The organism is Mycolicibacterium austroafricanum (genome assembly GCF_902705885.1).
GTDB classification, from domain to species: domain Bacteria; phylum Actinomycetota; class Actinomycetes; order Mycobacteriales; family Mycobacteriaceae; genus Mycobacterium; species Mycobacterium vanbaalenii_A.
In genome coordinates this window covers 76,806-97,377 of record NZ_CACSIP010000010.1, presented here as the reverse complement: position 1 = coordinate 97,377, position 20,572 = coordinate 76,806, and the positions used below count along the sequence as shown (strand labels likewise).

Below are 20,572 nucleotides of genomic sequence, written 5' to 3'. Positions count from 1 at the left end.
CCGTTGTGGGGCACTGTGGGGGAATGGGCGTCAACACAAAGGTCACTGTCGAACGAACCATCGATGCACCCGTCGACGTGGTTTTCGACATCCTCTCCAACCCCCAGCGGCATCACGAACTCGATGGCTCGGGGTTTGTCCGCAGTGTGGACCATGCCGACCGGCTACAAGAAGTCGGCCAGGTGTTCACCATGAACATGCAGGGCAGCCATATGGGCGGCGAGTACAAGACCGATAATCACGTGTCCGGGTACGCGAAGGACAAGCTACTGGCGTGGAAGACAGCGCCTGCGGGTACCGAGCCTCCGGGATGGGAATGGCTGTGGGAGTTGGAATCTCAGGGACCCAATGAGACGTTGGTGCGCCACACCTATGACTGGTCGAAGGTCACCGACAAGAAGCTGCTCGAGAAGGTCAAGTTTCCGCTGGTAAGCGAGGAACAGCTGACCGATACGCTGGCGCGGCTTGCGTCGGCGACGTCGTCCTGAGCGGCTGGCGGTTCAGGAGAAACTCCTCAGCGCTTGTTCTTCGGAATTCGGTTCGCCACAGCGTCAATGCGGTCAGCACCGGCGCAAACGGTAGGCGCATGAACCGGCTGGTGTCGCTGTTGAGGTGGAAGGCGTCGACCTGGTTGAGATATTGGGCTCACTCGGCGCTCGTCGTCAACGGCACGCACGCGGCGGACTAGCCTCTCGCGTTCGAGTCGCTTGGCTGGGTGGGGGATTTTCATCCGGCGGTCACCGCCCTGAGTTGGGCGACCGTCTCACGGATGTGCACGGCGATGCTGCGCTCCGCGGGGTCGTCGAGCCAGCGCACGAAGGCGACCTTGAACACCGCAGTGCCTGCCTCCGCAGTCAGGCTGGCCGCGGGTTCGGGGACGCCACGACCGCGGAGCGCTTCTCCGATCAGTGTCGCGATCGACGCGAGCTTGATCGATTCGCGTTCTTGCAGCGCCGGATTGGCATCGATGACGGCCTGGCGCTTCTTTGAGTACGGTCGGCGCTCGTCGAAGAAATCGGCAGTCGATTCGAACGCGGCGGTGACGGCGGCAAGTGGAGCCAAGGACTCGGGCATGGTGGTCAAGGTGTCGGCGATGCTGCGAGCCAGTTCGTCGCCGCGGAACAGCACCTCGCGCTTGTCGGTGAAGTGCCGGAAGAAGGTGCGTTCGGTGACTCCTGCCCGCTGGGCGATCTCGGCGACGGTGGTGTGGTCGAACCCGCGCTCGGCGTAGAGCTCGAGCGCGGCACGCTCGAGCCGTCCCTGCGCATCCGGCTCCCATCGGCCCATGGGGGAATAATACGGCGATGGCAGGCGCTGACATCAAATGTAAACTGATGTCAGTAGCTGACATGCCAAAGAAGGGACACGTCACATGCTCGTTTTTGTCACGGGTGCGTCGGGACATATCGGTTCGCTGGTGGTTCGCGAGCTGCTCGACAACGGTCATCGCGTTTCGGGTCTGGCCCGTTCCGACGCGGCTGCGGCGTCGGTGACGGCGGCCGGAGGCCAGGTGGTCCGCGGCACATTGGACGATCTTGATGTGCTGGCCGGCGCCGCCAGTGAGGCCGACGGCGTCATTCATCTCGCGTTCCAACACGACTTCAACGATTACACCGGTGCCGCCGAGGTTGACCTCGAGGCGGTGAAGGCCATGGGAGAGGCGCTGGTCGGTTCCGGCAAGCCGTTCCTCACGACCTCCGGGACCGCGATGCTGGCCACCGGCCCGCTCAGCACGGTGGGCACGGTGGGCACGGTGGGCACGGAGGAGAGCGAACCCAGCGCGCAGGGCGCGCGTGCGCCTTCGGAGAATGCCACCCTCGCACTCGCCGCCCGAGGAGTGCGCGCCTCGGTCATCCGGCTGGCGCCAACGGTACACGGACCCACCGATCTTCACGGGTTCATCCCGACACTCATCGAGAATGCGCGAAAGACGGGGCAGGCCATCTATGTCGGCGACGGAGCCAATCGCTGGCCCGCCGTGCACAATGTCGACGCGGCACACCTGTACCGACTGGCGTTGGAGCACGCACCGGCCGGTTCCAGGCTGCACGGAGCCGCCGAGGAGGGCATCCCGTTCCGGGACATTGCCCAGGTCATCGGCGACCAACTCGGCGTACCAACCGTCAGTGTCACCCCGGAGGAAGCCTCGAGCCAGCTGGGCTTCATCGGTTGGGTTGCCTCACTGGACAATCCGACGTCGAGCCAGATCACTCGGCAGCTGCTGGACTGGGACCCCCAGCGGCCGACCCTGCTCGAAGACCTGAGGGCCGGGCGCTACTTCGCCAGGGACGTGTAGGTCGAACGGCCGGTGGGGCGCCCCCCAGGTGTCGCGCCCCGCCGCCCAGGTGAGCCGCGGGCGAACTACTTGGGTGGCATCCTAATTCCGCCATCAACGCGGACAACTTCGGCGTTCATGTAGGAGTTGGTGATCAGTTCGACCACCATCGAGGCAAGTTCTTCGGGCTTACCGAGCCGCTTGGGGTACAGGACCGACTCGCCGAGCTTGGCCTTGAACGCCTCCGAGTCCGGGCCCTCACCGTAGATCGGGGTGTCGATCAGGCCCGGCGCGACGGTGTTGACGCGGATCCCCACCGCAGACAGGTCCCGGGCCACCGGCAGCGTCAACCCGACGACGCCGCCCTTGGACGAGGAGTAGGCCGCCTGGCCGATCTGGCCGTCGAAAGCCGCCACACTGGTCATGTTGACGATCGCGCCACGTTCGCCGGAATCGGTGGGATCCAGTCGGCTCATCGCCGTCGCTGCCAGCCGGATGCAGTCGAACGTGCCGACCAGGTTGATGGCGAGCACCTTCTTGTAGGCATCGAGGTTGTGCGCCGACGCGAATTCGCCATCCTTACCGATCGTCCTTTGCGCCCAACCGATTCCGGCCGAGTTGACCAGCGTTCGAAGAGGTCCGAGGTCGACGGCGGTGTTCACCGCGTCTTCGATCTGAGCCGTGTCGGTGACGTCGACACTGACAAACGCGCCGCCGATCTCGTGTGCGAGCTCCTCGCCGCGTTCTGCTTGCATGTCGGCGATGACAACGCGGGCTCCCTGGGATGCAAGCAGTCGGGCTGTCGCCGCGCCGATACCGGATGCTCCGCCGGTGACAATCGCGCTGGTTCCGTTGATTTCCACAGCGAGAGTGTAGAGGAGACGTTGGGTCCGGCGTCCGCGGTTTCTGTTCTGCCCGCCCACCGGTTCACAGCGTCCCACGTTGAGAATGCCGGTCTGCTGCCTAGGTGGTTGGTCGTCGCCAGCCCCGCCCCGCCGCTCGGCGTAACGCGACGCAGCACGTTCGAACGGCGCGGGTATGCACGCGAGGACGGCCACGGTCGCGGAAACCGCTGAGACGACGGGCTCAGAACTGGGGCAATTGTCGACGAACATGTCGGCGCTGCTGAGCGGGCGAAGGGGGTGTCGGTGTGCCTCGGCCTACCCCGCAAGACCGGTGGTCGGTCCAGCCCCGGTCGATCCCCGAAACAGCGGCGGGCTCTCGTGAGTCAGGCCCAAGTATATGATCAGCAATTAAAGTAAGTCCCAGTCCGGTTTGCGAAGAGTGCGGGGAGTTCATGCGGTTGCTGCTGGTTCGTCACGCCGAAACCGATTCCAACGTCGCCGGTCTCATCGATACCGGCATTCCGGGTCCTGGGCTGACAGTCGTGGGGTATCGGCAATCCCACGCTCTGGTCGAAACGTTTTCCGGTGAGCGCATTGAGTCGATTTATGCTTCGACTCATGCTCGAACGGCCTTGACTGCGCAACCATTGGCGCGAGTCCGCGGAATCACCGTCGAGGTCGATTCCGGGCTGGGTGAGATCTCGGCGGGCACGCTGGAAATGCGCGGGGATTCAGGCGCGGTCGCTGAGTACCTTGCGGTGCTTGAGGCCTGGGTGCAGGGGAGGCTGTCGCGCCGCATGCCCGGCGGTGAGAACGGCCACGAGTTTCTTGCCCGATACGACTCGGCCTTGCACCGGATACGTGCGGCGGGCTGTGGGGTTGTGGCGGTATTCAGCCACGGTGGGGCCATCCGCACCTGGAGCTTGATCAGGGTCCGCGGCGCTGCAGGTGTGCTCGACGTCAACCGTGATGTCGGAAACACCGACGCGATCGTCATCACACACGAAGATTTGGGGTGGCGAGTCGGCGGAATGCATGAGGCCCAGAATGCCTCTTGCGCTCGGGTGGATCCCCTGCAAGACTTCGAGTAACTGTAGTCAGTACCCAGTTACTAAGGATTGTGGGTAGATCGTTGTCGGATATCGAGGCCGCCGCCTCAGCTACTTGGTCGTTCGACCCCTATGCCGCGGCGGCGAACCACACCACCGATGAGGCATACTCGCGGATGCGTGTCGAGTCGCCGGTTTACCAGCTTCCCGACACGAACGTCTTCTTGATAACCCGCTACGACGACATCATCACCGCCGCGCGCGACACAGCGACGTTCAGCAACGAGTTCGTCAGCCCCGGCATCGCGCTCGGGCAGGGTTCCTCGGAGATCTCTGACGAGCTCGCTGCCATCCGCGCCACCGGGTACCCCCAGGTGCCGACGATGTTGACCCGAGATGACCCGGCACACAGCAGGTTTCGCCGGCTGACGACACGAGCGTTCAGTGCGAGGCGCATCGATTCCTGGGCCGCCGACATCGAACGCATCAGTGCCGACCTCATCGACGGCTTCATTGATGCCGGCGAAGTCGAGTTCGTCTCCGCGTTCGCCGTACCGCTACCGGTTCGCGTGATCGCCTTCGCGCTGGGGGTCCCAGCCGAACGTGAACGTGACTTCAAGGCGTGGACCGATCATGCGACGGCGGCCATCGGGGCCGACCCTGGCGACGACGCGCGATTGGAGGCCGCCCGGGGTCTGGTGCAGTTCCAACGGTACTTCGCCGGCGAGCTGCAAGATCGACGGTCCCATCCGCGTGACGACTTCTTGACCGATCTGCTGAACGCCAAAATCGCCGCCGACGACGACGACATCGAAGACCGGCGGCCCCTGGACGAGACCGAAATGTTGAGCATCTTGCACCAGCTGCTTGTCGCGGGCAATGAGACGACGACAGCATTGCTCGCCTCGGCCGTGATCGAACTGAGCGACAAGCCCGAGTTGCGCAATGCGATCCGCAACGACCGCAAGGCGACGCAGGCTGTCATCGAAGAACTGTTGCGGCTGTCCTCACCTGCTCAGGGGATGTTCAGGATCGCACGTCGCGACGTTACGGTCGCCGGCACGTTGATCCCCGAGGGCGCCACAGTGGTCCTGATGTACGCCTCCGGCAACCGGGATGCCGAGCGGTTCGAGTGCCCGCACGAGTTCAGCATCGACCGTAAACCGATGCAGAACTTGGCCTTCGGACACGGTTTGCACTTTTGCATCGGAGCGCGCCTGTCGCGGCTGGAAACCGAGATCGCGCTGCGCCAACTGTGCCAGCGGATGGACGATATGTGGCTCACCGCAACTCCGACCTACAAACCCAGCTTTGTTCTCAGCGGGCCGCTCACCGTCCCGCTGGCGTTCAAGAAGACCGAGCAGCACGCCGAGTAAGCGGAATAGAAGTTCCCAACCAACGAAAGAAGCGCGATGTCTGACAAGAAGCCCAGCCTGGGAGATTTCCACTTCCGAAACGTGGCGGCAAGCTACGAACCGAACCTGGCGCTGTTGATGCCGGATCAGCCGTTCTGCGGAGTGGCGCTGCAGTCGCAGTACCTCTATGGGGGCCTCACCAGCGAGTCCGGTGTCACCTACGTCCTGGAACGCAAGTTCATCGGGCCGATGTCCGGTGGCAATTACGTGCTTACCAACAGGTCGGGAACGATGGACCTCGCACCGGAGTCGGGCCGCACCGCCAAGGGCGAACTGGTGCGCAAATTCGAGCCGGATAAGCGCCATTGGGCCTCCAAGGGAATGCTGCACGACAGCGCTGAACTGCCGATCGACCTCACCATCACCGATGACGTCCTCACCTGGAGCGAGGGCGATGCGCTCGACCTGTCCGGCACCCGTCCCGCCTACGGCGTGCAGTTCTACGCACCCATGCGTGACGAACCGCTGGCCTACGCCAGCCAGCCCTACTGGGTGACGGGAACCATCCTCGGTGAGAAGTGCGAGGGCCCGTTGTTCTTCGACCATCTCTACTTCCGCCACGGCGTCGAGTGGAAGGAATACCGTTGGTACACAGACCTTCAGGTCTCATGGAACGTCTTCGCGAACAAATTCGAAGACGGGTCGGTGGAGTGGGGCCACATCGTCCGCGGTCGGCAGGACTGGTCGGTCGGAGCGGTGATGGCCAACGACGAAGAACTGGCGATGTGCACTGACGTGCGTGGCGACTTCACGCTCGACGACGAAGGGTACGTCGCAGAGGCGGACTACGACTGTGGTCCGGCGGGAACGTGGACCTTCACCGGAGACCCCACGCAGACGCTGGCAGGTTTCAACAACGCGCGGTGGGGCGGCTACCGAGCGCAGGGCGGTACCACGCGCCGAAAGGGCGACGATCGCGCGATCGTTGGCGGCTGGACCTGGCTCGAGTGCTTCGCAGACCGGATCACCTCGGAAGGTCTTCTCCGGCAGCCATAACCAGCGCGTGCCGTCAACTGATCGGAGGGGTTAGATGCGCAGGTTGGCGCACCCGTTCACCGGATGGATATACGAGTGGCCCGACGATGGTATCGGCCCGGTCATGGTCACCGATCGCAACGGCGTCAGCGGTCGATTCGACCGAGACGGACGGCCCGTTGCCGGTGATCTCGGGTATGCCGACCCCGAGATGTGCCGGTGGATCGCAAGCGGAGGCCCCGCCGTCGGTGGTGCGGCGGGGCGTAGCCGGCGATTCGTGGTTCCGACCCCAGCGGCAATGGAGGCTTCGTGACGACTGAGAGTGCGTCCGTGCGGCGCGCGCACGCGACAGGAATGAGCTACCAGGAGATCCTCGACGCCGACCGCAGCGAACCGCCGGCAACGTACCGGTGGCAGTCGCCTGACCGGCACGGCCCGGTGGAAGTACCGGTCTCGCGGTACCTGTCTGCCGAGGCGCATCAGTTGGAGAAGAGGTATCTCTGGTCACGGGTATGGCAGATCGCTTGCCGCTCTGAGCAGTTGACCAATATCGGCGATACGGTGGTTTACGACATCGCTGACAAGTCGTATCTGTTGGTGCGCGCGGCCGACGGACCCGACGGCATCAGTGCGTTCCCCAACGCCTGCCTGCACCGTGGCCGCGCCCTCCGGGACGGCCCAGGCCGGGTATCGGAGTTGCAGTGCAGCTTTCACGGATTCTGCTGGACGCTGGAGGGCGCGCTGCGCCGAATCCCCAGTGCGTGGGACTTCCCGCACCTGGACCCGCAATCCATGTCGCTGCCCCGAATACGGGTCGGCGAGTGGGGTGGATTCGTCTTCATCAACCCGGACATCGACTGCGAGCCCTTGGCCGACTACCTCGGCGTGCTGCCCGAACTCTTTGCGCGCTGGCCGTTGGACGATCGCTATACGAAGGCCCATGTCAGCAAGGTGATCAACGCAAACTGGAAGGTCGTCCAGGAAGCCTTCATGGAGAGCTACCACGTGGTGACGACCCATCCGCAGCTGCTGCCCGGCTTCGGTGATGCCAACAGTCAGTACGACGTCTTCGGCAACGTCGCCCGCGCGTTGAGCCCGCGTGGGGTGCCCAGCCCCCTGCTTGCCTGGACCCCGACCGAGCAGCAACAGCTCGATTCGGCACTGGATGTTCGTCAGGACGATCCCGCCCTTTTCGCGCTCGGCGAGGGTGGCCGGGCACGCCACGCTCTTGCGGATGCGGCCTCGGCGGCATTGCGGCCGAGCCTCGGTGATGCCGTCGACGGCCTCAGCGAGGCAGAACTCGTCGACAGCTACTTCGTCAATATATTTCCCAACGTTCACCCGTGGGCTGCCTACAACCAGATCTTCTACCGCTTTCGCCCCAACGGCGACGACCATCAGAGCTCTGTCATGGAAGTCATGCTGCTGGCTCCGTTTTCGGGTGCTCGGCCCGTCCCGGCCGCCGAGGTGCGACTCGGTGCCCAGGACCCGTGGCGGGACGCAATTGATGTCCTCGGGTCGTTGGCCCGCGTCTTCGATCAGGACGAGTTCAATCTCGAAGCGGTGCAGCGCGGTCTGCGCAGCACCCAGCGTCGCACTGTGAACCTAGCCACCTATCAGGAGGGCAAGATCAGGCACTTTCACGAGCTCTACGAGCAATGGATACCCGAGCTGACCTGAACAGGTCAACGCACAGAAGATGGCAACGCAGACGGAGGAACGATGGAGTTGCACGGCAAGACGGTGATCGTCACCGGGGGAGGGGGCGGGATCGGAAGCGCCGCAGCTCGTCTGCTTGCCCGACGTGGCGCCTCCATCGTTCTCGCGGACCGGGACAATCGCCTCACCGCGCCCGTCTTGCAGGAGTTAGCTCCTGGTAGTCACCGCAGTGTCAACGTCGACGTCAGCGATGTGAAGGCGGTTACCGACCTGTTCAATTCGCTCGACGACAACGATACCCAGCTCGTCGGCGTGGTGAACGCTGCGGGCATCGTGTCGGGAGGCCCACCGTGGCCCGCCGGCGACCTCGATCGGATGGCCACCGTCGTCGCAGTCAATACCCTGGGAACCCTGGTGTTTTCGACTCTTGCCGCCCGGCGGAGCGCCACTACCGAGATGGCTGTGGTGAACGTCGCCTCGGCTGCGGCGCTTCGCCCACACGCGCCGGATCCGGCCTACGCCGCGAGCAAAGCGGGCGTGGTCGCGTTCACCCGGTCGGCAGCCGCCGCCGGGTTGCCCGGGCTACGGGTCAACGCCGTCCTGCCCGGTGTGGTCCGGACACCCATGTTGGACAACACCGGCGAAAACGGAGTGGCCCCGTGGTTGGCACCGCGCCTTTCGCAGCCGCTACTGAGCGCAGGACAGGTCGCCGAAGCGATCGAAGACCTTGTCGCGGGAGATCAGAACGGTCAGATCTGGTCTTTGGAACTCGACAAGACCAACCCGACTCGGGTCTTGCGGAGCGCCCTGTGAGCGCGCCCCCGAGTTCCACCGCGGACGCTCTCGCACTGGCCATCACCGATGCGGACGACCCGGTGATCTGCCGCAATTTGCAGGTGGTTGCCGAGCATGTCGATGCGGAGATTGCCGGTGATCTGGACAGGCTGATGGCCACCCTCGTCGACGAGCCCATCTACCACGTCTGGGGAGCATCACAAAGTGTTGGGCCGCAGGGACACGACGAGGTCCGCGCCAACTACGAGAACCTGGTTACAAGTGGTAAGAACCGGCTGGAGTACCGGGTGAGCCGCGTGGTCGCCGACCGCAGCTGCGTCGTCACCGAAGGACACTTCGTGTTCGCGTATCCGGGGGTGGTGCTGCCGCACGACGAGTTGCCCACGGGCGAAGCGATTCTCGCTGACCATTGGTATCTCGTCGAGTACAAGTGTGTCGTGCTGTGGCCCGTCGATGCCGCCGGTCGTATCGAAGGCGAAGAGCTCTACGCCGGTGAGGTGCCCCAGGTGGTCAGAGCGCTGTATGACGGCGAGTTGACCGGCTTGGGTCCTCGGGACCGGCGCAACGGCACTCTGACATCAGGATGGATATGACACTTGCACATCGTGATTCGCATTCGATCGAGGAGAAGGCCATGACCACTGTTGCAGGGGCCCCGCAACTGGAAGCCCAGAACGTCCCTGAGCGTGCCGCTCTGGCCCGCATGTACGAACTGATGCTCACCACCAACCTGGCCGATGACAAGGCCCGTGAGGAGGCGAAGGCCGGCCGGTTGCAGGCGGCGTTTTATCCCGTGCGGGGCCTGGAGGGCGTGTGCGCTGCCTTGAGTTCGGCGTTGCGGCCCGACGACCAGCTGGTGTCGACGTATCGGAACCTCGGAGACGCACTGGCCAAGGGTGTTTCGCTGCGCGCGATCGTGGCCGAGTTGTACGGTCGGGTCGACGGAACGTCCCACGGCAAGGGCGGGGGAATGCACCTGCACGACCGCGCCGTGGGCTTCATGACGACCACCGGAATCGTCGGATCGGGGCTGCCGATTGCTGCTGGGTTGGCGTTGGGCGCCCAACTGGACGGCGACGATCGGGTGGTCGTCGTGACTTTCGGAGACGGCGCGACGTCGATCGGCGCGTTTCACGAGGCGATGAACATCGCCGCCCTGTGGTCGCTTCCGGTGGTCTTCCTATGCCAGAACAACCAGTGGGGCGAGCACACGCCCATCGCCGAGTATGCGGCCAACGTCGATCTGACCGCGCGCGCGGCGTCGTACGGCATGGCGGCCACCCGCGTCGACGGTTTCGACGTCATGGCGACGCTGCGCACACTGCGCAGAGCTGTTGCCGCTGCCAGGAGCGGTGCAGGTCCCGTTTTCGTCGAAGCTGTCACCTACCGGCTGACCGGGCACACGGGAACCGCGGACTTCAGTTACGTTCCCGCCGACGAGTTGGACGCAGCGATGAAGCGCGACCCGGCGCCGAACTTCCGAACCTGGCTGCACGACGATCACGGATTCACCGACGAAGAATTGTCCACGATTGAACACGAAGCCCAAGAAGCGGTCTCAGACGCGTTCGACTTTGCGCAGGCGAGCCCGTTCCCGGCGCCCGAGGCGCTCTACGCCGACGTGTTCGCGCCGAACCGCACATGAGGAGCTGACCATGACCCTTACTTCAGAAACCGGTGAACTCGAGGTGATGAAGTTGGCGGGGGCGGTGACTTCGGCCCTGGAGTGCGCCATGACTACCGATGAAAAAGTGATCCTTCTCGGTGAGGACATCGCTGACCCCATCGGGGGCGTGTTCAAGATCACCAAAGGCCTGTCGACGAAGTTCGGTAGCCACCGGGTCCGGGCGACACCCATCTCCGAGCAGGCGATCGCCGGCACGGCGATCGGACTGTCGATGGTCGGCTATCGCCCGGTGGCCGAGATCATGTTCTTCGACTTCATGACTGTGGCCATGGACCAGATAATCAACCACGCAGCCAAGATGCGGTATATGTCGGGCGGCGCGACGCCAGCTCCGATAACAGTGCGAACAACTGTGGGTGGCAGCAGGTTCGGTGCGCAGCATGCTCAGATGTTGGAGGCATGGTTCATGCACACGCCGGGGATAAAGGTCGTCATGCCATCAGGCCCGCGAGACGCCAAGGGCCTGCTGACATCCTGCATCTTTGACGACGACCCGTGTCTGTTCATCGAGCACATGGGGCTCAATTTCAGTGTCAGCGAAGAAGTCCCGGTTGAGCACTTCCAGGTCCCGCTTGGTAAGGCGAACACGCTCAGGACCGGATCCGATGTGACCATCGTGACCTACGGCTCCATGGTCGGGCCATGCCTGGCGGCACACGGCACGCTGGCAGGAGCCGACATCAGCTGCGAGATCATCGATCTGCGCACCCTCTATCCGCTCGATCTCGAGACGATTTTCGAGTCGGTCACCAAGACCCGGCGAGTCCTCGTGGTCCACGAAGCCACGCAATTCTGCGGGCCGGGCGCCGAGATCAGCAGCCAGATCCACGAGCAGCTGTTCGGCGAACTGCTCGCTCCTGTCCTGCGTCTGGGAGCCGAATACACTCCAGTTCCGTTCTCGCCGGCTCTCTCGGGTTATCCGACGCACGACAAGATCGTCGCGGCAGTGCTCTCCGCGGTGCGGCCGTGACGGTCAACGTGCCGGGTTCAATCGAACACAATGCGATGGCCCACCGCCTGCAGTGAGACCTCCAGGGCCTGTGCTGACCGACGGCTAAGGGCCCCTCCGTCAAGGCGCAAGGGCATGACCGAGATCATCAGATGAACCAGCGTGCGGGCAGTCAGGACGTCGTTGATGCTGTTCACACCTGAGTCATCTGCCGAGACGTCGTCCCGCTCGAGGTAGCGAAACGCTGCTGCTGCGTGGCGGGCCTCGTGCTCCTCGCGGAACTGGGCGCTGCGCGGGGTGGCGCCCGGTAGCTGGCTGTAGAGCATCTTCGATGCCCGCGGATGCTCGTCAGCCCAGCTGTTGCCCGCGTGGATGACTGCGCGCAGTTCCTCCGGAGACCCCGGGGCGTGCCCGGCGCGAGCAGCCTCGACGGCGGCATCGAGGCTGTCGTAGACGGCCTCGATCGCGGCGTCGAAAAGGTCGGCCTTCGTCTCGAAGTGATAGTAGATTCCGGACTGCACGACCTTTGCGCGCTGCGCAATGTCGTTGATACTGGCCTCCGCGAACCCCTTCTCGGCAAAGACGGCAACCGCAGCTTCGATGATGTCGCGCCGGCGCGAGGGCCGATGCGCTGCACGGCGGCCGTCGTCGGCTTTCTTGCGTTGGGCAGACAGTGACGTCCTCCGCTCGTGTTGATCTCGGATGTCCGGACTTACTATAGATCCATGACAGTTAAGCGCGCGGCCCATCGCCCTTCGCGCAAGCATGAGATCGTGGCAGCGGCGTTGCGTCTGTATGCTTCGAGGCCTCGGGAATCGATCGCCGTCGCCGACATCGCCGCGGAATCGAGGATGACGTCAGCGGCGCTGTATTACCACTACGCCACCAAAGAGGAAATCCTCCTGCACGGGCTGACATCCTTCGCCGAGGACTTCGCCGCGGAGGCGTCGGCATACTTGAAGAGCGATGACGCGGCGGTGCACAACCTGGTCGTACACCTGTTGGGCTGGATGCAGGACCAGCGTGACGCGGCGGCCGTCTGGTTCGCTCACAGTGACGGGTTGAGCACTGCGGTCGAGGCGGTTCGCCGCACCACCAACGAGAGCGTGCTCGGCGATGTGATCAAGGCGGTGAGAAGGGCGAAACCGCAGTATCCGCTGCCGCACGCGTCGGTGGTCGCCGCGGCGCTGATGGCGCAGATCGACGTCTGTGCGCGTGCCTGGTTGGCCAACGACGAGCAATGTTCAGGGGTCAGCGAGGATGACTTCCGCACTGCAGTAGCGGGCTTGAGCGCCCGAATCATCAGCACGCCGATTTGACGCGTCGAATCCGCTAACCCGATATGGCGCGCCGGGCATCCCAATAGTTGGCGCGCAGCGAGCGTTTGTCCACCTTGCCCATCTCGTTTCGGGGAAGCCGGGGCACGAATTCGTAGGTTCGCGGGCACTTGAATCCGGCGAGCTCGGTGCGGCACCACTCGCCGAGTTCGCCGATGTCGAGGTCCGCACCGGTGGGCACGAGGAGCGCGTGCAGCGCTTCGCCCATGTCGGGATCCGGCACGCCGATCACGGCGACTTCTTCGATGCCCGGGTGGGTGATGAGGACCTTCTCGCACTCTGCTGGGTAGAGGTTCACACCGCCGGAGATGACCACGTCCGCCAGACGGTCGGTGATGTAGACGAACCCGGCCGCATCGACGTAGCCGATGTCGCCCAGGGTTGCCACGCCCGGCTTGATGTAGGCGCGCCGAGACTTCTCGTCGTCGCCGTGATATTGCACGGCCCGCCCGTCGTTGAGTTCGATCCCGAGTATGCCGACTGCGCCCGGTCCGAGCTCGACACCGGCGTCGTCGAAGGCTGCGATCCGCAGCGGTGGGACGGCTTTGCCCACCGATCCGGGATGCGATTTCCAGTCCTGGCTCGAGATTCGAGCGACGGTGCCGATCTCGCTGCCGCCATAGGATTCCACGAGGATCGGACCGACCCAGTCGATCATCGCCTGCTTCACCGCTCGCGAGCATGCGGAACCGGTGTGCGCCAACATCTTCAGGCTGCTCACCTGGGTTGCGCGACGCAGGTCCTCAGGCAGCGATAGCAGTCTGGTGAAGTGAGTAGGAACCATGACACTGGACGTGATGCCGTACCTCGCAATCAGAATCAGGGCCTCCGCCGGGTCGAATCGCGGCATCACGACCACCGGCTCGCCGGCGATGAGGTGCCGCACACTGGTCAGCGGGCCGTTGTGCTGGAGCGGCCCCACCACCAGATGCGGACCGGCGGGAAATGTGGAACGGTCGGCCAGTTCCCGCAGGTACTGCCACGCCGACGTGGCGCGTTGGGGTGGCAGCCACTTGGCCTCGGTTGCGCTGGGGTGGCCCGTCGTTCCCGAGGTGTAGACCATCAGCGGACGTGCAGGACGTGCGTCCAGAGCCACTGCGGGTGGTGTACCCGCGCAGAACTTTTGCCACTCCAGGAACCCCGCGGGTGGATCGTGGACGCCATGAGCTGCAGCGATATCGACCACACCGCCCACTTCTGTTGCGGCGGCGACGGTAGTTGGTCCGACGAGCACGGCCCGGCAGTCGGCGGTCTGCAATTCGTGGACCAGTTCGGCGGGGGTGGCCTGGCGGTGAATCGCCACGGTGCCGACACCGCTGACCAGACCCGCCACGTGTGCAACGAGGGTCGGTGCCGCGTTTTCACCGCTGACGCCCAGCCTGGCGCCTTCGGGAAGCATGGCCAGGTGGCCGGCGACGCCGCGAACGGCCGCAGCAAGCTGTGTCCAGGTCAGCGTCGTCGTGCCATCGGTGAGCGCGATGTCGTCGGGCGAACTCACGCTGCGTTCAGAGATGCCACCGAGATACATACCGCCTCCGTTGTTGAGGATCCGTTCTTGCAAACGCATCCGTGTTACTAGAGACTACACTCAGTAACTCACGCGCCATGCCAGCACTGGAGGTTCGCTAGTGGCCTATTTATCACCCGAACTCTTCGCGACCACCGACCCGCTGCGGTTGGCCGGATCGCGGTGCCTGAACTGCGGTCATGTTCACTTCCCGCCGGGTGAGCAGTGTCCGAATTGCGCGGAAGGCGAGAGTCGGCGGTTTGCACTACCCGAGCATGGCGTCGTATGGACGTGGACGGTTCAGCGGTTCGCGCCGAAGGCGCCCTATGTCGTCGCCGACGAGGGGTTCATGCCCTTCGCGGTCGGCTACGTGGACTTGGACTGCGTCCTGGTCGAATCGGTGCTGCTCGGCCCACTCGACAAACTGTCCATCGGAACGCCCGTCCGCCTCGTCAGCTGCCAGCTCGGCGGTTCGGACGACATGCAGTCCTACGCGTTCAGCGCATGAGCAGGGCCGACGATGTCTTCGTTGTGGGCCTGGGCATCCACCCGTTTGGCCGGCATCAGGGAGTCACCGGGCTCGACATGGGCGCGGCTGCGGTCAAGTCGGCGCTCGATGACGCCGGATTGGCCTGGCGACAGATCGATCTCGCGGTGGGCGGAAGCAACACCGCTAAACCGGACACCCTCGTGTCACGCTTGGGACTGACGGGTCTGTCGTTCGTCTCGGTGCGCAACGGATGCGCCACGGGCGCCCTGGCGTTGTCGACGGCCGCGAATGCTCTTCTTGCAGGGGAAGGCGAACTGGCCGTTGTCGTCGGGTTTGACAAGCACGAGCGTGGCGCGTTCAACAGCGACGCGGCAGCCTACGGGCTGGGTCCGTGGTACCCGAGGTCGGGTCTGATGGTCACCACTCAGTACTTCGCCATGCGAACCCGCCGATACATGCACGACCACGGGGTGACCGAAATCGACCTGGCCGAAATGGCGGTGCTGTCCAGTCGCGCCGGCGCCGTCAACCCTGTCGCGTGGCGCCGACGTAAGCTGACCGCCGCGGAGGTGTTGGCTGCACCGATGGTGTCAGATCCCCTGACGCAGTTGATGTTTTGCCAGCCCAACGAGGGTGCGGTGGCACTTGTGCTGGCGCGTGGCGAACGCGCATTCGAGCTGTCCGAACAGCCGGTGCGGGTGGCGGCAATCGCGGCGCGATCCCGAGGTGTCGAATCGTTCGAGGTCTATTCACCGTCGATGACTCCGCGTCGGTCGGGAAGCCCGACGGCCGCGGCGGCCGCTGCGGCGCTCAGCTCGGCGGGGATCTCGGCAGCAGACGTCGACATCGCGCAGGTGCAGGACACCGACTCAGGGTCGGCGATCATCTCGTTGGCCGAGACCGGTCTCTGCCAGGACGGTGAGCAGAGCGATCTGTTGGCCGACGGCAGCCTCTCGTCCGAGGGTGGTTTGGCGGTCAACAGCGACGGCGGCTGTCTTGCCAACGGTGAACCGATCGGGGCTTCGGGTTTACGGCAAGTCCACGAAGTTGTGCGTCAGCTGCAGGGCAGAGCACTTGGCCTGCCCGCGCACCCGCGACCCCAGATCGGCTTCACACACGTGTACGGCGCACCCGGAATCTCCGCGTGTTCTGTTCTGACAAAGGTGGATTCGTCGACATGACCCTGCCAGACATAGCCACGTGGGAGCACGAGGTGCGGACGTGGCTGGAAGCCGAAGTCGGGCGCCGCGAGGACCTCGGCCACACCCCGGACCTGGAGGTGTTCCGGGATGTCACCCCCGACCAGGAAATCGAGATCCTCAACCGCGTGCGTGCCTACCGACGGGCTCGGTTCGACGCCGGTTACGGCGCCTTGACCCTTCCTCCCGAATGCGAGGGGGCGGGACTGCCGGCGTCCTTTGCTGCCCGATTCAGCCAGATCGAACGCGACTACGCCGTGCCTCCGTCAACCGAACTGATCAGTGTCACCACGAGTCTCGTAGCGTCGGCCGTTGCCATCTACGGAAGCCAGGCGCAACGGGACCGTTACCTTCGCGCGCTGCTGCGCACCGACCTGCTCGCTTGCCAGCTCTTCAGTGAACCAGGCGCTGGCTCGGATCTGGCGGGATTGACATGTCGCGCCGAGTCCGACGGTGGCCACTGGAGGGTGCATGGCCAGAAGGTGTGGACATCGGGTGCCGGGCATGCTGATCTCGGCCTGCTCCTGGCCCGCAGCGACCCGCACGTCGGTAAGCACCGTGGCATCACCGCATTCCTGGTGCCGATGGGGTCGCCCGGCATCACCATTCGGCCGATTCGCCAAATGAGCGGAGCGAGCTCGTTCACCGAGGTCTTCTTTGATGCGGTAGCGGTTTCCGACGAATTGAGGATCGGCGACACCGGCCAGGGCTGGGAGGTCGCCAAGGCGACGCTGGCCTTCGAACGTCAGGCGTCCGGCAGCGGGGCACGACAGAAGGGCGGGACGTTCGGTGACCTGCTCGCCGTGGCGCGTAGGACCGGCCGGCTCTCTGACCCGGTCGTGCGCCAACGCCTCGCTGACATCTATGTGTTGGCCGAGTTGCGAGCTGCGACCAGCGAACGAGTTGCCCGGGCCGCGGCCGCAGGCCAGGCGCCCGGACCAGCCGGATCGGTCGGCAAGTTGGTTGCCTCCGAATTGCTCGTCGACATCGGCGAATATGCGATCGAACTGCTGGGCAGCGGCGCCATTGCCGACCATGGCGACGGTGCGTTCGCCTGGACCGCCCACGTGCTTGGCGCGCCGGGATATCGCCTCGCCGGTGGGACCGATCAGATCCAACGCAACGTCATCGCCGAACGCGTTCTGGGCTTGCCCGCCGAATCACGCCTCGACGTGGGCCACCCATTCTCCGAGATCGATCGACGATGACTGCCCACGTGACTGACTGCCAGAGGAGTTCGACATGATGACGACCGCCGGGACCGCCGACGTCCTCGGTGAGCTGCGGGCCACCGTTCGGGACTTTGGTCAGCACATGGGCGGCACACAGCTTGCGCGCCGCGTGATGGAATCGGCGACGCCTGGTTTCGACGGACGAGCGTGGCAATTGCTCTGCGGCCAACTCGGCATCGCCACCATCGGTATGCCCGAGGGTCTCGGTGGTGTAGGGGGGCTGCCCGAATTGGTCGCGGTCGCCGAGATATTCGGCGAAAATCTGCTCGCCGTGCCATTCTTCGGAAGCACGGTGCTGGCTGGCCAAGTGCTCGCCCGATGCGGAGTTGCCGCACGGACCACTGTGGAGGAAATGTCCGAGGGCACGATATGCGCGCTTGCGGCAGCAGCGTCGGTCGGCGCCCAGCAGCCGCTCACATTGGCGGCCAACGGCACGGTATCCGGATACCTGCCCGCGGTGCTCAACGCCTCAGAGGCCAACGTGCTGATCGCGGTCACTGCCGGGGCGGTGGTTCGGGTGGATCTGCCGGATCCCGACTGTGAGGTGACCTCGCTGCGAACGCTCGACCTGACTCGGTCTGTCGGTTCGGTGAAGCTCCGCGATGCTGCCTGCACCGTGTTGGCCGAGATCGATCCGGCCGAGGCGCTCAAGCCCGCATTGGACGTGGCCGCCCTGGTGCTTGCGGCCGAACAGGTCGGTGGCTCGCAGGCCTGTTTGTCGATGACCGTCGACTACGTCAAGGACCGCCGGCAATTCTCCCGTCCGATCGGCAGCTTCCAGGCCGTGAAACATGCGTTGGCCGACGTACTCGTCGATCTCGAGTTGGCCCGTTCGGCTCTGTCGCGCGCGCTCGACGTCGCCCCGGGCGGCACTCGATTCACCGAAGCGGCTGCGGTAGCGCGTATTTGGTGTAGTGAGGCGTATCTTGCGGCCAGTGCCGAGGCGATTCAGCTTCACGGCGGTATCGGCTTCACGTGGGAGCACGACGCGCACCTGTATTTCCGCCGGGCCAGGTCGGATGCCCTGCTGCTCGGCACCACGGCCGAGTGGCGTGAGCATCTGGCGCAGAACCTGCGGTGGGCGTGATGTCAGCCCCGATGAGTAACAAGAAATGAGTTACAGAAACTCGTTGACTGGATCCCGTTCGATCAGGCATTGTGTGTTCGTGATGCGCATCACAAGAAGAGGGAGAGCAAATTGCCAAGGCTAGTCGAGCAGTCGACGCCCCACCGATTGTCTGAGATGACTCCAGAGTGGCTCACCGTGGTGATGCAGTCGGCGGGCCAGCTGGGGGACGACGACGTCGTGGCGGGTTGGCACGCCTCGCCGATCGGTGAAGGCGTAGGGCTGTTGAGCGATCTGGCCAAGCTCGAGCTGCAATACGGTTCGGCGGCCGGCCCGGTGCCCGCGCTGATTGCAAAATTCGCGGTCGCCAACGAGGTCAATCGGGCTGTGGCCCAGGGATTGCAGACCTACGAGCGGGAGGTCAAGTTCTACCAGGACCTGGCCGCCGAGGTGGGTTCATGTTGTCCGCAGTCTTACTTCTCCGACCTTGATCCGGCGACCGGCGATATGGTGCTACTCCTGGAAGATCTGACCGACTATCGCGCCGGAGATCAGACCCGAGGGTGCACGGTCGCCGAGGCGGAGTTGGCGCTCGACGCGGTAGCTCGGCTGCATGCCGCGACGTGGCACGCGGAGCAGCGCGAGGACCTGGCCTGGTGGCCGACCATTGAAGGTCCGCTGTACAGCGGAGCCATCGGAGTCGCCGTGGTCAACGTGTTCGCCACGACGATGCAGAGCTTTTCGGCCTTCGTTCACCCCGACGTCGTCGCCGCGGGCGAGCGCTACACGACGGCGGTGCCCGAATTGCATCGCCGGATGGCGCAGGGGCCGCAGGCGCTCATCCACGGCGACTATCGCTTGGACAACTTCATGTTCGGGACGCGGCCCGACCAACGTCCCTTCGTGATGCTCGACATGCAGGCGCCGATCGTGACCAAGGCCGTTCACGACGTCGGATACCTGCTGTCGCAGAGCCTCGACGTCACAGCACGCCGATCCAACGAGCAGCAACTGCTTGTGCAGTACCACAGCGCGTTGGTCAGCCATGGCGTCAGCGACTATTCCTTCGAACAGTGTTGGGAAGACTACAAACTTGCCATCCTGCACTGCTTGGAGTACGCGATCATCATCGCCGGCACGCTGGAACCGGGTAATGCCCGCGGGCGCAAGTTCGTCGAGGCCTGCCTACACCGCTCATGCCAGGCCATCGTGGACCTGGACCTGCTGAGCCTGCTTCCCTAGACCCCTCGAACTACGCACGGAGGAACACATGCAGCTCAAGGACAAAGTGGCCCTGGTCACCGGCGGGACTCGAGGCATCGGGTTCGGCATCGCCGCGGCATTCCTGGCCGAGGGTGCCTCGGTCGTCATCACCGGCCGAAGCCAGGACAAGGGCGACAAGGCGTTGGCCGAGCTCGGACAATCGGAGCGGGCCGTCTTCATGGCCGGTGACGGCACTGACCGGGAAAGCATCGAAGCGGCGATCGACGGCACCGTGTCGCGGTTCGGTCGGATCGACGTGCTGGTCAACAACATCGGTGGTGCAGATGCGTTCGCGCCGGTGGCAGTGATGTCCGACGAGGTGTGGGAGCGTGGTTTGCTGTTCAACCTGACCAGCGCGTTCTACGCATCCCGAAAAGCCCTGCAGTACATGCTGAGTCAACAGCACGGCCGGATCATCAACATGTCCTCGGTGGAGGGCAAACACGGCAAGCCATTCATCGTGCAATACGTGACGGCTAAGCACGCACTCAACGGGTTCACCAAGGGACTGTCGAAAGAGGTTGCTGCCGAAGGTGTCACGGTCAATGCCATCTGCCCTGGGCTGGTCATCACCGACCTCATCAAGGAGTCGGCGGCAGCAGCGGCAGGTTCGGCCGGCGTCAGCGCCGAGGCTTTCCTCGACCAGTATGCCGCAGAGGCGGCGCTGGGCAGAGCTATCACTCCCGCCGAGGTCGCCGCGATGGCAGTGCTGCTGGCCTCCGACGCCGGATCTGGTATCACGGGTGCGCTGCTGTCCGTCGACGGTGGGACCGCGGCCTATTGATGCACGAACGGGGCTGACCGGCATGATGTTGGCGTCAAATCCCTC

21 protein-coding genes are annotated in these 20,572 nt (G+C 64.5%); 17 read left to right on the top strand and 4 right to left on the bottom strand.

All coding sequences use genetic code 11. The features are described 5' to 3' along the window. Positions 1–23: 23 nt before the first annotated feature. Positions 24–488: an SRPBCC family protein gene (locus tag BEMPMBAN_RS08250; protein ID WP_159229871.1), complete on the top strand. Its 465-nt coding sequence runs from the start codon at positions 24–26 to the stop codon at positions 486–488. A gap of 238 nt (positions 489–726) precedes the next feature. On the opposite strand, the gene BEMPMBAN_RS08245 is transcribed toward BEMPMBAN_RS08250, so the two are convergent. Next, positions 727–1,287: a TetR family transcriptional regulator gene (locus tag BEMPMBAN_RS08245; RefSeq protein WP_159229870.1), complete on the bottom strand. Its 561-nt coding sequence runs from the start codon at positions 1,285–1,287 to the stop codon at positions 727–729. Between the two features lie 85 nt (positions 1,288–1,372). Between BEMPMBAN_RS08245 and BEMPMBAN_RS08240 the strand changes: the two genes are divergently transcribed. After that, positions 1,373–2,296: an SDR family oxidoreductase gene (locus BEMPMBAN_RS08240; protein ID WP_159229869.1), complete on the top strand. Its 924-nt coding sequence runs from the start codon at positions 1,373–1,375 to the stop codon at positions 2,294–2,296. Positions 2,297–2,361: 65 nt separating this feature from the next. On the opposite strand, the gene BEMPMBAN_RS08235 is transcribed toward BEMPMBAN_RS08240, so the two are convergent. Further along, entirely contained in the window at positions 2,362–3,138 is a 777-nt protein-coding gene (locus tag BEMPMBAN_RS08235) for an SDR family NAD(P)-dependent oxidoreductase (RefSeq protein WP_159229868.1), read from the bottom strand. 434 nt (positions 3,139–3,572) lie between these two features. On the opposite strand from BEMPMBAN_RS08235, the gene BEMPMBAN_RS08230 reads away from it, so the two are divergent. The 8 genes from BEMPMBAN_RS08230 (at position 3,573) to BEMPMBAN_RS08190 (ending at position 11,670) form a co-directional block, all read left to right on the top strand. Next, on the top strand, positions 3,573–4,211 hold the full coding sequence (locus BEMPMBAN_RS08230; RefSeq protein ID WP_159229867.1) for a histidine phosphatase family protein: 639 nt from the start codon (positions 3,573–3,575) through the stop codon (positions 4,209–4,211). A 41-nt stretch (positions 4,212–4,252) separates the two neighbouring features. Beyond that, positions 4,253–5,545: a cytochrome P450 gene (locus BEMPMBAN_RS08225; protein ID WP_159229866.1), complete on the top strand. Its 1,293-nt coding sequence runs from the start codon at positions 4,253–4,255 to the stop codon at positions 5,543–5,545. Positions 5,546–5,581: 36 nt separating this feature from the next. Further along, positions 5,582–6,580, top strand: coding sequence for a hypothetical protein (locus tag BEMPMBAN_RS08220; protein WP_159229865.1), 999 nt, complete (start codon positions 5,582–5,584; stop codon positions 6,578–6,580). A gap of 288 nt (positions 6,581–6,868) precedes the next feature. Beyond that, positions 6,869–8,239, top strand: a complete 1,371-nt coding sequence (locus BEMPMBAN_RS08210) for an aromatic ring-hydroxylating oxygenase subunit alpha (protein WP_234897367.1) — start codon at positions 6,869–6,871, stop codon at positions 8,237–8,239. 42 nt (positions 8,240–8,281) lie between these two features. Continuing rightward, positions 8,282–9,031, top strand: coding sequence for an SDR family oxidoreductase (locus BEMPMBAN_RS08205; RefSeq protein ID WP_159229863.1), 750 nt, complete (start codon positions 8,282–8,284; stop codon positions 9,029–9,031). Beyond that, positions 9,028–9,606 carry a nuclear transport factor 2 family protein gene (locus tag BEMPMBAN_RS08200; protein WP_159229862.1) on the top strand — a complete coding sequence of 193 codons (579 nt, stop codon included), beginning with the start codon at positions 9,028–9,030 and terminating at the stop codon, positions 9,604–9,606. Before BEMPMBAN_RS08205 ends, BEMPMBAN_RS08200 begins: the two co-directional genes overlap by 4 nt. A gap of 41 nt (positions 9,607–9,647) precedes the next feature. Then, positions 9,648–10,658: a thiamine pyrophosphate-dependent dehydrogenase E1 component subunit alpha gene (locus tag BEMPMBAN_RS08195; RefSeq protein ID WP_159229861.1), complete on the top strand. Its 1,011-nt coding sequence runs from the start codon at positions 9,648–9,650 to the stop codon at positions 10,656–10,658. 10 nt (positions 10,659–10,668) lie between these two features. Continuing rightward, complete coding sequence (locus tag BEMPMBAN_RS08190; RefSeq protein WP_159229860.1) at positions 10,669–11,670, top strand: alpha-ketoacid dehydrogenase subunit beta; 1,002 nt, start codon at positions 10,669–10,671, stop codon at positions 11,668–11,670. 17 nt (positions 11,671–11,687) lie between these two features. Here BEMPMBAN_RS08190 and BEMPMBAN_RS08185 read toward each other — a convergent pair whose 3' ends face one another. Then, positions 11,688–12,398: a TetR/AcrR family transcriptional regulator gene (locus BEMPMBAN_RS08185; RefSeq protein ID WP_159229859.1), complete on the bottom strand. Its 711-nt coding sequence runs from the start codon at positions 12,396–12,398 to the stop codon at positions 11,688–11,690. Between BEMPMBAN_RS08185 and BEMPMBAN_RS08180 the strand changes: the two genes are divergently transcribed. After that, entirely contained in the window at positions 12,375–12,968 is a 594-nt protein-coding gene (locus BEMPMBAN_RS08180) for a TetR/AcrR family transcriptional regulator (protein ID WP_159229858.1), read from the top strand. The two genes, BEMPMBAN_RS08185 and BEMPMBAN_RS08180, sit on opposite strands and share 24 nt — an antisense overlap. Positions 12,969–12,981: 13 nt before the next feature. On the opposite strand, the gene BEMPMBAN_RS08175 is transcribed toward BEMPMBAN_RS08180, so the two are convergent. Further along, entirely contained in the window at positions 12,982–14,553 is a 1,572-nt protein-coding gene (locus BEMPMBAN_RS08175; protein ID WP_234897366.1) for an AMP-binding protein, read from the bottom strand. Between the two features lie 61 nt (positions 14,554–14,614). On the opposite strand from BEMPMBAN_RS08175, the gene BEMPMBAN_RS08170 reads away from it, so the two are divergent. From BEMPMBAN_RS08170 to BEMPMBAN_RS08145, 6 genes are all read left to right on the top strand, one after another. Continuing rightward, positions 14,615–15,001: a Zn-ribbon domain-containing OB-fold protein gene (locus BEMPMBAN_RS08170; RefSeq protein ID WP_159229857.1), complete on the top strand. Its 387-nt coding sequence runs from the start codon at positions 14,615–14,617 to the stop codon at positions 14,999–15,001. Then, entirely contained in the window at positions 14,998–16,164 is a 1,167-nt protein-coding gene (locus BEMPMBAN_RS08165) for a thiolase family protein (protein WP_159229856.1), read from the top strand. The genes BEMPMBAN_RS08170 and BEMPMBAN_RS08165 overlap by 4 nt, the downstream gene beginning before the upstream one ends. After that, entirely contained in the window at positions 16,161–17,390 is a 1,230-nt protein-coding gene (locus BEMPMBAN_RS08160) for an acyl-CoA dehydrogenase family protein (RefSeq protein ID WP_159229855.1), read from the top strand. The genes BEMPMBAN_RS08165 and BEMPMBAN_RS08160 overlap by 4 nt, the downstream gene beginning before the upstream one ends. Before the next feature lie 34 nt (positions 17,391–17,424). Next, the gene (locus tag BEMPMBAN_RS08155; RefSeq protein ID WP_159229854.1) at positions 17,425–18,501 is read left to right on the top strand and encodes an acyl-CoA dehydrogenase family protein; all 1,077 of its coding nucleotides are present in this window, start codon (positions 17,425–17,427) and stop codon (positions 18,499–18,501) included. Positions 18,502–18,657: 156 nt separating this feature from the next. Next, entirely contained in the window at positions 18,658–19,722 is a 1,065-nt protein-coding gene (locus BEMPMBAN_RS08150) for an oxidoreductase family protein (protein WP_159229853.1), read from the top strand. Positions 19,723–19,750: 28 nt separating this feature from the next. Beyond that, positions 19,751–20,527: an SDR family NAD(P)-dependent oxidoreductase gene (locus BEMPMBAN_RS08145; RefSeq protein ID WP_159229852.1), complete on the top strand. Its 777-nt coding sequence runs from the start codon at positions 19,751–19,753 to the stop codon at positions 20,525–20,527. Positions 20,528–20,572 lie beyond the last annotated feature (45 nt).

Coding starts and splice junctions, on each gene's coding strand:
- BEMPMBAN_RS08250 (WP_159229871.1), top strand. CDS start 24: ATGGGCGTCAACACAAAGGTCACTGTCGAACGAACCATCGATGCACCC.
- BEMPMBAN_RS08245 (WP_159229870.1), bottom strand. CDS start 1,287: ATGGGCCGATGGGAGCCGGATGCGCAGGGACGGCTCGAGCGTGCCGCG.
- BEMPMBAN_RS08240 (WP_159229869.1), top strand. CDS start 1,373: ATGCTCGTTTTTGTCACGGGTGCGTCGGGACATATCGGTTCGCTGGTG.
- BEMPMBAN_RS08230 (WP_159229867.1), top strand. CDS start 3,573: ATGCGGTTGCTGCTGGTTCGTCACGCCGAAACCGATTCCAACGTCGCC.
- BEMPMBAN_RS08220 (WP_159229865.1), top strand. CDS start 5,582: ATGTCTGACAAGAAGCCCAGCCTGGGAGATTTCCACTTCCGAAACGTG.
- BEMPMBAN_RS08205 (WP_159229863.1), top strand. CDS start 8,282: ATGGAGTTGCACGGCAAGACGGTGATCGTCACCGGGGGAGGGGGCGGG.
- BEMPMBAN_RS08195 (WP_159229861.1), top strand. CDS start 9,648: ATGACCACTGTTGCAGGGGCCCCGCAACTGGAAGCCCAGAACGTCCCT.
- BEMPMBAN_RS08190 (WP_159229860.1), top strand. CDS start 10,669: ATGACCCTTACTTCAGAAACCGGTGAACTCGAGGTGATGAAGTTGGCG.
- BEMPMBAN_RS08180 (WP_159229858.1), top strand. CDS start 12,375: ATGACAGTTAAGCGCGCGGCCCATCGCCCTTCGCGCAAGCATGAGATC.
- BEMPMBAN_RS08185 (WP_159229859.1), bottom strand. CDS start 12,398: ATGGGCCGCGCGCTTAACTGTCATGGATCTATAGTAAGTCCGGACATC.
- BEMPMBAN_RS08175 (WP_234897366.1), bottom strand. CDS start 14,553: ATGCGTTTGCAAGAACGGATCCTCAACAACGGAGGCGGTATGTATCTC.
- BEMPMBAN_RS08165 (WP_159229856.1), top strand. CDS start 14,998: ATGAGCAGGGCCGACGATGTCTTCGTTGTGGGCCTGGGCATCCACCCG.
- BEMPMBAN_RS08160 (WP_159229855.1), top strand. CDS start 16,161: ATGACCCTGCCAGACATAGCCACGTGGGAGCACGAGGTGCGGACGTGG.
- BEMPMBAN_RS08155 (WP_159229854.1), top strand. CDS start 17,425: ATGATGACGACCGCCGGGACCGCCGACGTCCTCGGTGAGCTGCGGGCC.
- BEMPMBAN_RS08150 (WP_159229853.1), top strand. CDS start 18,658: ATGACTCCAGAGTGGCTCACCGTGGTGATGCAGTCGGCGGGCCAGCTG.
- BEMPMBAN_RS08145 (WP_159229852.1), top strand. CDS start 19,751: ATGCAGCTCAAGGACAAAGTGGCCCTGGTCACCGGCGGGACTCGAGGC.